13 protein-coding genes are annotated in these 13,527 nt (G+C 70.8%); 6 read left to right on the top strand and 7 right to left on the bottom strand.

All coding sequences use genetic code 11. The features are described 5' to 3' along the window. Window positions 1-17: 17 nt before the first annotated feature. The 4 genes from yidD to ACFV7R_RS21055 all read right to left on the bottom strand — a co-directional run bounded on the left by yidD (window position 18) and on the right by ACFV7R_RS21055 (window position 2,553). Entirely contained in the window at window positions 18-452 is a 435-nt protein-coding gene (gene yidD / locus ACFV7R_RS21070; RefSeq protein WP_385265499.1) for a membrane protein insertion efficiency factor YidD, read from the bottom strand. Continuing rightward, window positions 439-675 (bottom strand): DUF397 domain-containing protein, encoded by a 237-nt coding sequence (locus ACFV7R_RS21065; protein WP_385265497.1) that lies wholly within the window; start codon window positions 673-675, stop codon window positions 439-441. The genes yidD and ACFV7R_RS21065 overlap by 14 nt, the downstream gene beginning before the upstream one ends. Continuing rightward, window positions 672-1,481 (bottom strand): helix-turn-helix domain-containing protein, encoded by an 810-nt coding sequence (locus tag ACFV7R_RS21060; protein WP_385265495.1) that lies wholly within the window; start codon window positions 1,479-1,481, stop codon window positions 672-674. The genes ACFV7R_RS21065 and ACFV7R_RS21060 overlap by 4 nt, the downstream gene beginning before the upstream one ends. 718 nt (window positions 1,482-2,199) lie before the next feature. Further along, window positions 2,200-2,553 carry a DoxX family protein gene (locus tag ACFV7R_RS21055; protein ID WP_385265492.1) on the bottom strand — a complete coding sequence of 118 codons (354 nt, stop codon included), beginning with the start codon at window positions 2,551-2,553 and terminating at the stop codon, window positions 2,200-2,202. A gap of 119 nt (window positions 2,554-2,672) precedes the next feature. Between ACFV7R_RS21055 and ACFV7R_RS21050 the strand changes: the two genes are divergently transcribed. After that, complete coding sequence (locus tag ACFV7R_RS21050) at window positions 2,673-3,566, top strand: LysR family transcriptional regulator (RefSeq protein ID WP_385265490.1); 894 nt, start codon at window positions 2,673-2,675, stop codon at window positions 3,564-3,566. Window positions 3,567-3,800: 234 nt separating this feature from the next. Here ACFV7R_RS21050 and ACFV7R_RS21045 read toward each other — a convergent pair whose 3' ends face one another. After that, a complete protein-coding gene (locus ACFV7R_RS21045) occupies window positions 3,801-4,475 on the bottom strand; it encodes an SGNH/GDSL hydrolase family protein (RefSeq protein WP_385265488.1) in 675 nt (224 codons plus the stop codon). 88 nt (window positions 4,476-4,563) lie between these two features. On the opposite strand from ACFV7R_RS21045, the gene ACFV7R_RS21040 reads away from it, so the two are divergent. Beyond that, window positions 4,564-5,541 carry a WD40 repeat domain-containing protein gene (locus tag ACFV7R_RS21040; protein WP_385265485.1) on the top strand — a complete coding sequence of 326 codons (978 nt, stop codon included), beginning with the start codon at window positions 4,564-4,566 and terminating at the stop codon, window positions 5,539-5,541. Here the strand turns inward: ACFV7R_RS21040 and ACFV7R_RS21035 are convergent, their stop codons facing one another. Continuing rightward, on the bottom strand, window positions 5,542-6,336 hold the full coding sequence (locus tag ACFV7R_RS21035; RefSeq protein ID WP_385265483.1) for a TetR/AcrR family transcriptional regulator: 795 nt from the start codon (window positions 6,334-6,336) through the stop codon (window positions 5,542-5,544). Window positions 6,337-6,431: 95 nt separating this feature from the next. Between ACFV7R_RS21035 and ACFV7R_RS21030 the strand changes: the two genes are divergently transcribed. Then, window positions 6,432-7,391 carry an ATP-binding cassette domain-containing protein gene (locus ACFV7R_RS21030; RefSeq protein ID WP_385265480.1) on the top strand — a complete coding sequence of 320 codons (960 nt, stop codon included), beginning with the start codon at window positions 6,432-6,434 and terminating at the stop codon, window positions 7,389-7,391. After that, window positions 7,388-8,209 carry an ABC transporter permease gene (locus ACFV7R_RS21025; RefSeq protein ID WP_385265477.1) on the top strand — a complete coding sequence of 274 codons (822 nt, stop codon included), beginning with the start codon at window positions 7,388-7,390 and terminating at the stop codon, window positions 8,207-8,209. Before ACFV7R_RS21030 ends, ACFV7R_RS21025 begins: the two co-directional genes overlap by 4 nt. A gap of 86 nt (window positions 8,210-8,295) precedes the next feature. On the opposite strand, the gene serC is transcribed toward ACFV7R_RS21025, so the two are convergent. Next, on the bottom strand, window positions 8,296-9,414 hold the full coding sequence (serC, locus tag ACFV7R_RS21020) for a phosphoserine transaminase (RefSeq protein ID WP_385265474.1): 1,119 nt from the start codon (window positions 9,412-9,414) through the stop codon (window positions 8,296-8,298). Between the two features lie 79 nt (window positions 9,415-9,493). On the opposite strand from serC, the gene ACFV7R_RS21015 reads away from it, so the two are divergent. Together ACFV7R_RS21015 and ACFV7R_RS21010 are read left to right on the top strand one after the other, a co-directional pair. Further along, window positions 9,494-12,361, top strand: a complete 2,868-nt coding sequence (locus ACFV7R_RS21015; protein ID WP_385265471.1) for an FAD-binding and (Fe-S)-binding domain-containing protein — start codon at window positions 9,494-9,496, stop codon at window positions 12,359-12,361. Window positions 12,362-12,468: 107 nt separating this feature from the next. After that, window positions 12,469-13,410, top strand: coding sequence for a DMT family transporter (locus ACFV7R_RS21010; protein WP_385265468.1), 942 nt, complete (start codon window positions 12,469-12,471; stop codon window positions 13,408-13,410). Window positions 13,411-13,527 lie beyond the last annotated feature (117 nt).

The following is a 13,527-nucleotide window of genomic DNA, read 5'->3' as shown; positions in this document are numbered from 1 at the left end:
TCGCTCTATGCAAGGAGTTACCGCGACCGCGCCGGCGGCACCGGGTCCAGCCCGCCCCGCCGCCGCGCCCGCTCGGGCGTACAGCGCAGCAGGCGGCGCACCGCCAGCAGGCCGCCGCGCAGCGCCCCGTGCGTGTGCAGCGCCTTGATCGCGTACGTCGAGCAGGTGGGCGTGTACGGGCAACGGGCGGGCAGCTTCGGGCTGATCTCGTAGCGGTAGCGCGCGACGGCTGAGTAGAGGTCGCGCGCGGCCGCACCCCGAGGCGTGGGGGCAGCCGGGTCGGCGACGCCGGGTGCGGTCCCGAACAGGGTCAACAACGCCGTCAGCGCGGCGATTTCACGGCAGGGCGCGGTGACGGTCGACCACCAGAGCCGGATGTCCAGGCAGCCTTCCAGACATGTGCAGCAGCGGTTCTCGCGGCGGGGCTGTTCGTGAGGTTTACGCCGTGACATGGGGGAGGAAGGCGGTCCAGGCGGGGGAGGAGAGGGTGATGGTGGGGCCGGTGGGGGTCTTTGAGTCGCGGATGTGGATGGTGGTGGGGGTGGGGGCTATTTCTAGGCATTCGCCGCCCCCGCTGCCGCTGTAGCTCGACTTGGTCCACTTCAGCGCGATCTCGACGCATTCGCCTTCGCCGCCGCTGTAGCTACTCCTGAACCAGTCGAGGTCCGTGCTCATAGCTTCCGCGCCACCTCTTCGATCACCTTCGTGGACTCCTCGGGGCTGAGGGCCTGAGCCCGCAGAATGCCATATTTGCCGAACAGGTCTCCCACGTCCGGCTGTTCGCCGACGAAGTAGCCGCCGCTCGGGCCTTCGATATAGCCGAGCAGTTGTCGCTCGGCCGTCTCCAACAAGATCATGGCGCCGTTCAGCCCCGCGTGCACCTGCCGGTCGTGCGGCATCACCTGGATCTCGACGTTGCGGAGTTCGCCGATGTCGAGGATGTGGTGCAGCTGCTCCTTGAGCGCGGCTTCGCCGCCCAACGGACGTGTCAGCGTGCTCTCTTCGAGTACGTAGCTGACGCTCGGCGTCGGCTTGCGCTCGAAGAGCCGCTGGCGTTCCACGCGGGAGGCCACCCGTTTCTCGATTTCTTCGTCGTCCAGGGTGGGGTAGCGGTTGGAGGCGTAGACGGCCCGTGCGTACGCCTCCGTCTGGAGCGAACCCGGGATCAGATGGGTCTGGTACACGTGCAGAGCGGCGGCTTTCTTCTCCTCCGCCAAGTAGTCCTCCGTCCACGGGCGGAGCCCCGCGCTTCCGAACTCCTTCTCCGCCAGCACCAGTAGTGCACCCTGTGCACCGAGCACCTGGTCTGCGATCTCGACCAACTGCCCTTTGGGGGACCGCTCGCCCCGCTCCACCATCGCCACCTGCGACTTGGAGTAGCCGACGTGTTTCCCCAACGCTTCCTGCGTCATCCCCGACCGCTCGCGGAAGAACCGCAGCAGCGCGCCGAAGGACTCCGATCCACGATCACCGCAGTGCACAACGACCTCCCCAAGTGCACAGCCCCGCACCGACCTTGCGTACCTCTGGTCACAGTATGTGAGCGCAGGGAATCGTTTGCGTCATGAACGCCGAAACGTACTCCCCGCGGATCCACTCCTGGATCCCCGCCAGAGGGCACGCCCTCTGTCACGCCGGTATCCACTTCGACGCCGTTCGGATCAGGGGGAAGCTCGCTGAACGGATCGCGTCGGAAATGATGTGCTGTACGGACTTCAATGCCGGCCCGATCGTGATGGAGGCGGCAGGGGAGCGGAGCGTGTACTTCCTGTTGCCCCGCAAACCGCGTCCTCGTTCAAGTGGCCGCCGGCCATCCGCACCCTGACCCGGGGTGACCGGAGCCTCGCGTACGTGGGTGTGCCGGCGCTGACGGGAACGACGTGGCCGTTGGGCTGGAGGTCGGTGCCTACGGCTGACATGCCGTTCGTGGATGGGGAGCTGTTGCGGGAAGTGGTGGGACGGGTGTCCGGCGTCCGACGGTGACCGTGGGGGCCGCCCGCTTCTTGGTCAGTGTCGTGCTTCCGTGAGCCGAGTAAAGGGCGCTCCGCTTACGCTGCGCGGATTCCGGTGGGTGGGGGTGCGGAAGGGTGTCGGACCAGTGGGCCGGGCCGGTAATTGGCCGCTTTGGCTCACCTTGGGGCGCGGAAAGCTCAGGTGGGGTGGGCTGTTGGTGACCCAAAGCGGCCAATTGTGTGGCGGCTATCGTGCGATGGCCGCCAGGGCGAGGGATGCGGTGGCCAGGGTCAAGAAGGCGGCCGGGAACGCGATGTTGTAGTAGACGCGGGCGCGGATGTGTGCGGCGATGGCGCCGATGAAGAACAGGGTGAGTCCCAGCGCGGCGGCCAGGCCGAGGAACCGGGCGCCCAGGAGGCCGAGCAGGAGTCCGGCGGCGCCGGAGGCCTTGAGTGCCGCGAGCCAGGGGATCCAGGACTCCGGGACACCTACCTCGGCCGAGTTGGCGAGGACGAACCTGGCCCTCGAGAGGTCCGCGACGGCGATCCCGGCGTTGGCCGCGATCGTGATGAGGGTGATCAGCAGGTAGGCGGTGAACATGTGCCTTCCCTCTCGGTCAAGCAGGTGGTGAGCGTGGGCGAGGCGCGACCCGATCGCTACGTCAAGCCTCACCGGAACGTGCGCTTGGCGTCCAATACCTGCGTCTATAACCTTTGGGTATGGATGTCGACACCCGGCTGCTGCGCTGCTTCGTCGCCGTGGCGGAGGAGGGGAGTCTGACGCGTGCGGCGGAGCGGCTGTTCGTGTCCCAGCCGGCGCTGACGAAGCAGATCAAGCAGCTGGAGGCTCGGGTCGGAGTGCCGCTGTTCACTCGGTCGAGGGCGGGAATGGCGCTCACCGAGCCGGGGCGGGTGCTGGCGGAGCGGGTGCCTGTGCTGTTGGCCGAGTGGGACCGGATACTGCGGGAGACGAAGGGCACGGCCAGCCGGGCGGCTCGTGTGCTGCGGGTCGGTTTCCTGGCCAGCGCCGCCAACGAGGCGACCCAGCACATCGTCGCGGAGTTCTCCCGGCGCCGGCCGGGCTGGCGGGCCGACATGCGGCAGGCCGCCTGGTCGAACCCGTCCGCCGGGCTCGCCGACGGGGACGTCGACGCCGCCTTGGTGCGGCTGCCCTTCCCCGGCCAGGACGCGTTGCGGGTGGCGGTGCTGTTCACCGAGCCTCGGTGTGTTGTGCTCCCCACGGCGCACCCCTTCGCCGAGCGCGATGCGATCCTTTTCCGGGACCTGTGGGACGAGCCGTTCGTGGCAGCCCCGCCCGAATCGGGCGGATGGCGGGACTACTGGCTGGCCACCGAGGAACGTGAAGGCCACCCCGTCCGCATCGGCGCCGTCACCGACCAGCCCGACGAATGGCTCAGCGCGATCGCCAACGGCTACGGCATCGCCCTCGCCCCCGAATCCGCCGCCCGCTACTACGCCCGCCCCGGCATCACCTACCGCCCGGTCATCGGCGTCAGCCCCAGTCAGGTCGGCGTCGCCTGGGCCCCCGCCGACGACACCAACCCCGTCGTTCAGGACTTCGTCCGCTGCTGCCTGGACAGCAGACCCCGGTAAGCGTCCTCGACGCCGTCCCGCACGCCGACCGTGGCGGGCGATCGTCGCCGGGGTGCGCGCGGGCACGCCGGGGCCGGTTCGAGGGCGGGCGCTGGAACAGGGATTGGCAGATTTGTGTCACCCAGCGGGAGAAAAGCCCAGGTGGCGGAGCCTGCTGGTGGCACAGATCCTCCCATCATCTGCGGGGTGCGGTGGGCGGGGCCGTGCCGGGTTCCTCGTGTGGGCTGTCGGCGGTCAGGCGCCGTAGCTGTCGCCCACGCCCCACGCCTGGTGCATGGTGTCCGCGAACGTCGCCGCGATCTTGTGCTCGCCGTTCGCGTTCGGGTGTGTGCCGTCGTAGGTGTCGAGGTGGATGTCGTACGAGGGGGGAGGGGAGGCCAGGAGCAGGGGGGAGCGTGGCTCGTCCAGGTCCGCGATCGTCTTCGCCAGCAGTTCGTTGAAGCGGGTGACCTCGGCGGCGAACAACGCGTCCGACTCTGCCCGCACGTTCGGGATCACCGGGAGTACGACCATGCGGACCCGCGGATTTGCCGACCGCGCCTGCGCCACAAACTCCCGTACGTTCTCCGCCGTCTGCTCCGCGTTCGTATAGAAGCCCAGGTCGATCAGGCCCAAGGAGACCAGGAGCACATCCGCGCGGCACGACCGCACCGTCTCGCCGATCAGCGGTGCCATGTGCAGCCAGCCCTCGCCCCAGCCGGCCAGGTGGGAACGGGGGAAGTCCGGGTCCGCGTAGGCGTACGAGGTCGGCGCGTCGGCGGCCTTGTCGTACAGCGTCTCGCGCGGGCCGACGATCCCGAACGGGCCGCCGTACGTCGCGCACAGGTGGCGCCACATTCGGTAACGCCAGGTGTGTTCGCCCGCGCTGCCGATGGTCATGGAGTCGCCTACGGGCATGAACCTGAGCATCCGCTCATGATGGATGATCGGCGGGGCCGGTGGGGTGTGAAGCCTGCCACGCGCCCAGAACAGGCGTGCGGGATGGCAGGCTTGGGGCATGCGCCGATCCTTCGCCGTTCTCGCCGCTGTCCTGCTCACGGGTGCGCTCGCCGTGCCGTCCGCCTTCGCCGCCGACGGGGACGAGGGGTTCACGATCAAGGACCCGCGTATCACCGAGTCCAGCGGGCTGGCTGCATCGCGTCAGCACCCGGGCGTCTACTGGACCCACAACGACAGCGACGACGGGGCCTATCTGTACGCCGTGGACAGCTCGACCGGCGAGACCGTCGCCACCCTCACCCTGACCGGCGTCGGAACGCCCCGTGACGTCGAGGCCGTCTCGATCGGCCCGGGCAACCAGATCTACGTCGGCGACATCGGCGACAACCTCGGCGGCACCTGGGACCACGTCTGGATCTACCAGCTGCCCGAGCCCAAGGAGCTCCAGGACCGGACCGTGCGGGCCACGCAGTACGTCGTGAAGTACTCCGACGGCGCCCGCGACGCCGAGTCGCTCGTCGTGCATCCGAAGACGGGGCGGGTCTACGTCATCGACAAGAAGGAGGAGGGCGGGCACCTGTACGAGGGGCCGGCGAAGCTGTCCTCCTCCGGAACGAACGTCTTCAAGCCCATTGCCGCCGTCCCCGAACTGGAGGCCACCGACGCCGCGCTGTCCCCGGACGGCGAACAACTCGCCGTACGCAGCTACTTCGGCGGTATCGCGTACGACTGGAACGGCGGGCAGATCGAGCGGACCGGGCGGCTCAGCGTGCCGTTCCTGGGGCAGGGGGAGTCCGTCACCTACTCCGCCGACGGGACGAAGCTCATGTACGGCAGTGAGGGGGAGGGGAGTTCGGTGGAGCCGGAGGATGTGCCCGGGGGGTCGTCGGAGTCGAAGTCGCCGTCCGGGAAGGGGAGTTCGAGTGCTGGTGGCCAGGATGAGGGCGGGGGCTTCTCGGCCCGGACCGGGGCGCTCGCGGTGGTCGTCGCCTGTGCCGTCCTGCTCGGCTTCCGGGTGCTGCGGCGCAAGGGTTAGCTAAGACTGCTCGCTGCCCCGCTGTGCGACCAGCACCTCGAGGCCGTCGAGGATGCGTTGCAGGCCGAACTCGAAGTGGTCGAAGTCGGCGCTCCAGGTGTCGTCCGCGAGGGAGGCCATGACCGGATAGCGGCCGGTGGCCATGACCTTCTCCAGGACGGGCACCTGTGCCTGCCAGAACTCCGCGTCCGTCAGGCCCGACCGGTGCTCGGCCTCCTCCTGGTACACCTGGGTGCGCGCGGCGCCGATGACGTACGAGTCGACCATGATGATCGCCGAGACCAGCTCCGGGTCGGTCAGGCCCATGGGCTTGATGCGGGAGAGGACCTTCTCCAGGCCGTCGAGGGCACTGGGGCCGAGGATCGGGCGGGCCTGGTTGACGTGGAGCAGCCAGGGGTGGCGGCGGTAGAGGGCGAGGGTGGCGCGGCCCAGGGCCTCCAGTGCGGAACGCCAGGTGCCGTCGCCGAGGTCGGCGGGGTTCTCGGAGGGGCGCTGGACGCGGTCCAGCATCAGGTCGAGCAGCTCGGCCTTGCCGGGGACGTAGCGGTACAGCGACATGGCACCGGTGCCGAGTTCGGCGGCGAGGCGGCGCATGGACACGGCGTCCAGGCCCTCCGTGTCCGCGACCCGGACGGCCGCTTCCACGATCCGGTCCAGGGTCAGCCCGGGTTTGGGACCGCGACTCGGCCGTCGGCCGGTGTCCCACAGGAGTTCGAGGGTGCGGACGATATCGCCGCTGCCGCTGGTCTCCGTGGCGCCGGTGCGCCCACCGGTGCCGCTCTTGCCGCTCGTCATGACCTCAGCTTATGTCCCCGGAGAAAAACTGAGTACGTTGTACGCGAAAAAGGGTACGGTGTACTCGGTTGGTGCGGGTATCGGAAGGGACGACCATGGACGGATACGCGGTCCGGGCCGAGGGCCTGGAGAAGCGCTACGGCGAGAAACGCGCCCTCGACGGCTTCGACCTGGCCGTGCGCGAGGGCACCGTGCACGGACTGCTCGGGCCGAACGGCGCCGGCAAGACCACCGCCGTACGCATCCTCTCCACGCTCGTCCGGCTGGACGGCGGGCGCGCGACGGTGGCCGGACTCGACGTGGCCCGGCAGTCGCGCGAGGTGCGGGCGAGGATCGGACTCACCGGGCAGTACGCGGCGGTGGACGAGGTGCTCACCGGGCGGCAGAACCTGGAGATGTTCGGCCGGCTGTTCCACCTGGGTGGGAAGCGGGCCAGGCTGCGCGCCACCGAGCTGCTGGAGCAGTTCGACCTGACCGATGCCGCCGACAGGGGTGTCGGCAAGTACAGCGGCGGCATGCGGCGCCGCCTCGACCTCGCCGCCTCGATGATCCTGGCCCCGGCGGTCCTCTTCCTCGACGAGCCGACGACGGGGCTGGATCCCCGCAGCCGCGGTGAGGTCTGGGAGTCGGTGCGGGCGCTGGTGGCGAGTGGGACGACGGTGCTGCTGACCACGCAGTACCTGGAGGAGGCCGACAAGCTCGCCTCGCACATCACCGTCATCGACCAGGGGCGGGCCATCGCCGACGACACGCCGGACGGGCTGAAGAACCGGGTCGGCGGCGACCGTATCGAGGTCGTGGTCGCCGAGCGGTCCGAGATCCCCCGGGTGGTGAAGGTGGTGGCCCGGGTCTCGGACGGCGAACCCGAGGCCGACGAGACCGAGTTGAGGGTGCACGCACCGGTCGCCGACCGGGTGTCCGCGCTGACGGACGTGGCCCGCACGCTCCAGGACGAGGGCGTCCGCGTCGAGGACATCGGGCTGCGCAGGCCCAGCCTCGACGACGTGTTCCTGCGCCTGACCGGACACCGCACCGAGAAGGAGGCCGCCGCATGAGCGCCGTGGACCTGACCGGCCCGGCTGCGCGCGGGCGTGCGTACTGGCTGCTCGCCGACTGCTGGAACATCGTCCGGCGGGGTCTGACCCACTACCAGCGCCAGCCCGTCAACATCGCCTGGCAGCTGGGCTTCCCGATCCTGTCCGTGCTGCTGTACGGCTATGTCTTCGGCAGCGCGATGAAGGTGCCCGGCGGCGGGGACTACCAGGACTTCCTGATGCCGGGCATGCTCGTGATGACCATGGCGTTCGGCTTCATCAACACCGCCACGGTCGTGGTGTACGACTCCACCAAGGGCGTCATCGACCGGTTCCGCTCGATGCCGATGGCCTCGTCCGCGGTGGTCGCCGGGCGCGGGGTGACCGATCTGATCGTCGCCTGCGCCGAGTTGGGGATCATGATGCTGACGGCGCTGGCCATGGGCTGGCGGCCGGACGGGGGGTGGGGCTTCCTCGCCGCGTTCGGGCTGCTGCTGTGGCTGCGGTTCGCGCTCATCTGGATCGGGGTGTGGCTCGGACTGATCGTGCCCAACCCGGAGGCGGCGGGCGGACTGTTCGCGGTGGCCTTCCCGCTGACGATGATCTCCAGCATCTTCGTCGCGCCCCAGCTGATGCCCGACTGGCTGGGCTGGGTGGCGGCCTGGAACCCGATCTCGTCCACGGCCGCGGCCACGCGCGAACTGTTCGGCACGCCGATCGGCGGCGGCGACTCCTGGGTCGAGCAGAACGCGCTGCTGATGGCGGGGGTGTGGCCGGTGGTGCTGACGGTGATCTTCCTGCCGCTGGCGGTCCGTCGTTTCCAGAAGCTCAGCCGCTGACGGTGCCTGTGTCGAGCCGCTGACGGATCAACGACGAGGGGCGCCCGGAGAGTTCCGGGCGCCCCTCGTCGTCGTACGGGAAGCCGCTACAGCTTCTCGATCACGTAGTCGATGCACTTCGTCAGCGCGTCGACGTCCGCCGGCTCGATCGCCGGGAACATCGCGACGCGGAGCTGGTTGCGGCCGAGCTTGCGGTAGGGCTCGGTGTCCACGATGCCGTTGGCGCGCAGGACCTTGGCGACGGCGGCGGCGTCCACCTCGTCGGTGAAGTCGATCGTGCCGATGACCTGGGAGCGCTTGGCCGGGTCGGTGACGAACGGGTTGGCGTACTTGATGTCCTCGGCCCAGCCGTACAGCGTGCGGGCGGAGGTGGCCGTACGGCGGACCGCCCAGTCGAGGCCGCCCTGGCCGTTGATCCACTCCAGCTGCTGGTTCAGCAGGAAGAGGGTGGCGAGGGCCGGGGTGTTGTACGTCTGGTTCTTGCGGGAGTTGTCGATCGCCGTGGGGAGCGAGAAGAACTCCGGGATGTGGCGGCCGGACGCGTGAACGCGCTCGGCACGCTCGATCGCCGCCGGGGAGAAGACGCCGATCCACAGGCCGCCGTCGGAGGCGAAGGACTTCTGCGGGGCGAAGTAGTAGACGTCGGTCTCGGCGACGTCGACCGGGAGGCCGCCGGCGCCGGAGGTGGCGTCCACGAGCACCAGGGCGCCCTCGTCGGCTCCCGCCACGCGCTTGATCGGCATGGCGACGCCGGTGGAGGTCTCGTTGTGGGTGAAGGCGTAGACGTCGACGCCCGCCTCGGCGACCGGCTCGGGGTGCGTGCCCGGGTCGGTGGAGATGACGTCCGGCTCGGCGAGCCACGGGGCGAGCTTGGCGGCCTTCGCGAACTTCGACGAGAACTCGCCGAACGTGAGGTGCTGCGACCTGTTCTCGATCAGGCCGTGCGTCGCGATGTCCCAGAACGCGGTGGAGCCGCCGTTGCCGAGGATCACCTCGTAGCCGTCGGGCAGCTGGAACAGCTCGCGGATGCCCTCGCGCACCTGGCCGACCAGGTTCTTGACGGGGGCCTGGCGGTGGGAGGTGCCCATGAGGGAGGTGCCGGTGGCGGCGAGGGCGTCCAGCGCCTCCGTCCGCACCTTGGAGGGACCCGCGCCGAAACGTCCGTCCGCGGGCTTGATGTCAGAGGGAATCTGGATCTCAGCCACGCGGCGAGGTTATCCGGTACGGGAAACCTGGGCGAAACCTCGTCCGTCGGGTGAGACGGCGTTTTGGTTTGCTGGACGCATGCGGGATCTGGAAGCGGAGCTGCGCGGTGCTGTTCGGGGCGACGTCGGGTTCGATGTCACGTCCCGGGCGTTGACGACCATGGACGCGTCCAACTACCGGCGTGTCCCGCTCGGTGTCGTCGCCCCGCGTGACGCCGACGACGTGGCGGCGGTGCTGTCGGTGTGCCGGGAGCACGGAGTTCCGGTGGTGCCGCGGGGCGGGGGCACGTCGATCGCGGGGCAGGCCACGGGCACGGGCGTGGTGCTGGACTTCACCCGGCACATGAACCGGCTGGTCTCCCTGGACCCCGAGGCGCACACCGCCGTCGTCCAGCCGGGGCTCGTCCTGGACCGCCTCCAGGAGGCCGCCGCCCCGCACGGCCTGCGCTTCGGCCCTGATCCCTCCACCCACAGCCGCTGCACGCTGGGCGGGATGATCGGCAACAACTCGTGCGGCTCGCACTCGGTGGCGTGGGGGACGACCGCGGACAGCGTGCGGGAGCTGTCGGTGGTCACCGCGCGCGGGGAGCGGTTGCGGCTCGGGAAGGGCTGGGCGGGGGCTCCGGACGGGCTGCGGGCCTTGGTGGAGGGGGAGTTGGCGCGGTTGCGGACCGGCTTTCCCGAGCTGCCCCGCCGTATCTCCGGGTACGCATTGGACGCCCTGCTGCCCGAGAAGGGCGCCGACGTGGCCCGCTCCTTCTGCGGCTCGGAGGGCACGCTGGGCGTGCTGACAGAGGCGGTCGTACGGCTGGTGGAGGCGCCACGCGCGCGTGCGCTCGCCGTGCTGGCGTACGCCGACGAGAGCGCGGCGGCGGAGGCGGCGGCCGGGCTGCTGCCGTACCACCCCCTGACCGTCGAAGGCATGGCCGCCGACCTGGTGCCCTCGCCGGCCGCGCTGCCCGGGGGCGGGGCCTGGCTGTTCGTGGAGACCGGCGGGGAGTCGGAGGCGGAGGCACGCGCGCGTGCGGAGGCGATCGTGCGGGCGGCCGATGTCGTCGATTCGACAGTGGTGACCGATCCGGCCGGACAGCGGGCGCTGTGGCGCATACGGGAGGACGCGAGCGGTACGGCGACCCGTATGCCGGACGGGAGCGAGGCCTGGCCCGGCTGGGAGGACTGCGCGGTGCCGCCCGCCCGGCTCGGCGCCTACCTGCGGGACTTCCGGGCGCTGCTGTCCGCGCACGGCCTGCGCGGCACTCCGTACGGGCACTTCGGGGACGGCTGCATCCACGTCCGTATCGACTTCGACCTGTTGACGGAGACGGGCATCGGCCGCTTCCGGCGCTTCTCGGAGGAGCTCGCCGAGGTCGTCATGGCGCACGGGGGCTCGTTGTCGGGGGAGCACGGGGACGGGCAGGCGCGTGCCGAGCTGCTGCCGAAGATGTACGGCGCGGAGACGGTCGGTCTCTTCGAGCGGGCAAAGGGTGTGTGGGACCCGGACGATCTGCTCAACCCAGGCATGCTGGTGCGCCCCGCGCCCCTGGACGCGAACCTGCGATTCGCCGTCCTGCCCGGGAAGCCGGTGGATGTCGCCTTCGGATACCCGGCGGACGGCGGGGACTTCTCGGCGGCGGTACGGCGGTGCGTCGGGGTCGCCAAATGCCGTACGACGTCGGCAACCGGCTCCGCTGTCATGTGCCCGTCCTTCCGGGTGACCGGTGAGGAGGAGCACTCCACGCGCGGGCGTGCCCGGCTGCTGCACGAGATGCTCGCCGGGGAGCTGGTGACCGAGGGATGGCGGTCGACGGAGGTGCGCGACGCGCTGGATCTGTGCCTGTCCTGCAAGGGGTGCCGGTCCGACTGTCCGGTCGAGGTCGACATGGCCACGTACAAGGCGGAGTTCCTGCACCACCATTACGAGGGCCGGCGGCGACCGGCCGCGCACTACAGCATGGGCCGGCTGCCGGTGTGGCTGCGCGCGGTGGCACGCACGCGTACGGCGCCGGTGGTCAACGCCCTGGCCGCCGTACGGCCGCTCGCGTGGGCGGCGAAGCGGCTCGGCGGGATCGCGCCGGAGCGGGAGATTCCGCGGTTGGCGACGAGGACGTTCAGCCGGTGGTGGGAGCGGCGGGACAAGGCCGTCGACGGCGGCGACCTGGTCATCCTGTGGCCGGACACCTTCACCGAGCACCTCTCGCCGTCCGTGGGGCAGGCGGCCGTACGCGTGCTGGAGGCGGCGGGGCTGCGGGTGGCGCTGCCGCCGACGGTGCACTTCAGGAGGGCGCCGGTGGGGGACGGTGTGACGGTCGCCCTCGACCCGGTGTCCCTCCTGCGAGGCAGGGGCCGCGTCTGCTGCGGGCTGACGTACCTCTCCACGGGGCAGCTCGACCGCGCCCGTGCGGTGCTGCGCCGCACGCTCGACCTGATGGAGCCGGTGCTGGAGACCGGCGTCCCGGTCGTCGTCCTCGAGCCCAGCTGCGCGGCCGCCCTCCGCGCGGACCTCCCCGAGCTGCTGCACGACGATCCGCGCGCCCGCCGCCTGGCCGGCCGCGTTCTGACCTTCGCGGAGGCCCTTGAGCGACTCGCCCCCGGCTGGAGGCCGCCCCGGGTCGACCGGGCGGTGGTGGGGCAGACCCACTGCCATCAGCACGCCGTGCTGGGGGACGCGGCCGACCGCCGACTGCGCGAGGCCGCGGGGCTCTCCGGGGAACTGAGCGGCGGCTGCTGCGGCCTCGCGGGCAACTTCGGTTTCGAGAAAGGGCACTTCGAGGTGTCGGTGGCGTGCGCGGAGGAGCAGTTGCTGCCGGCGGTGCGGGGCGCGGGGGAGGAGGCGGCGGTGCTGGCGGACGGATTCTCCTGCCGGACGCAGCTGGAGCAGCTGGCCGGGGTACGGGGGCGGCACCTGGCCGAGGTGTTGGCGGAGGCGTTGGAGGCGTCCGGGCCCTGACTCCGGGACAGTCGCATAATGGGTTCACACACCTGACGTAGTCCACTACCCTGGACTCGACAGTGCATCATGATGAACGAACCTCGAGCCGAGCCCCTGGACCGCCCGTGAGCACCCCCGACGCCACCACCACGCCTTCGCCCACCCCCGCTCGGGCCGCACCCGCGTCGACGAACGGCACCGGACGCCGCTGGGGCTCACTCGGTCCCGTCGGACTGGTGCTCGCCGGTGGGATCTCGGTGCAGTTCGGCGGCGCCCTGGCGGTCACCCTGATGCCGCGGGCCGGTGCGCTCGGCGTGGTGGCGCTGCGGCTGCTGGTGGCGGCGGTGGTCCTGCTGCTGGTCTGCCGCCCCCGGCTGCGCGGTCACTCCCGTACCGACTGGGGCACGGTGATCGTCTTCGGCATCACGATGGCCGCGATGAACGGCCTCTTCTACCAGTCGGTCGCCCGCATCCCGCTGGGCCCGGCCGTCACGCTGGAGGTCCTCGGCCCCCTCGCCCTGTCCGTCCTGGCGTCCCGCCGGGCGCTCAACCTGGTGTGGGCCGGGCTGGCCCTCGCCGGTGTCGTCCTGCTCAGCGGCGGCGGCTTCGGCGACCTCGACCCCGTGGGGGCGGCGTTCGCGCTGGGCGCGGGCGCGATGTGGGCGGCGTACATCGTCTTCAGCGCCCGTACGGGCCGCCGCTTCCCGCAGGCCGACGGACTCGCCCTGGCGATGGCGGTGGGGGCCCTGCTGTTCCTGCCGCTGGGCATCGCCGAGTCCGGGACGAAACTCCTCGACCCGGTGACGCTCGGCCTGGGCGCGTCGGTGGCGCTTCTCTCCTCCGTCCTCCCCTACACCCTCGAACTCCTCGCGCTGCGCCGCCTGCCCGCCCCCACCTTCGCCGTCATGATGAGCCTGGAGCCGGCCCTCGCGGCGACGGCCGGCTTCCTCGTCCTCGACCAGGCCCTCACCGCCATGGAGGCCGCCGCGATCGCGCTCGTCATCGCGGCGAGCATGGGGGCGGTGCGGACGCAGACGCGACAGTTGAGGGGCAAGGCCGCCTCTTGACGGTCCGGGCCGCTGCGGCCGACCACGGCCCCTCGCCCTTCCGGGCGGGGGGCCGTTTCCATGTCCCCTCGCCCGCCGGAGCACTTCCGTGCAGCGCGGCCATATTTTCATGCAAGC

The sequence above is a fragment of the Streptomyces sp. NPDC059866 genome (genome assembly GCF_042731325.1).
Classification (GTDB): Bacteria; Actinomycetota; Actinomycetes; order Streptomycetales; family Streptomycetaceae; genus Streptomyces; species Streptomyces flavusporus.
The sequence above is the reverse complement of the archived record's forward strand: the minus strand, read 5'-3'. Positions and strand labels throughout refer to the sequence as shown.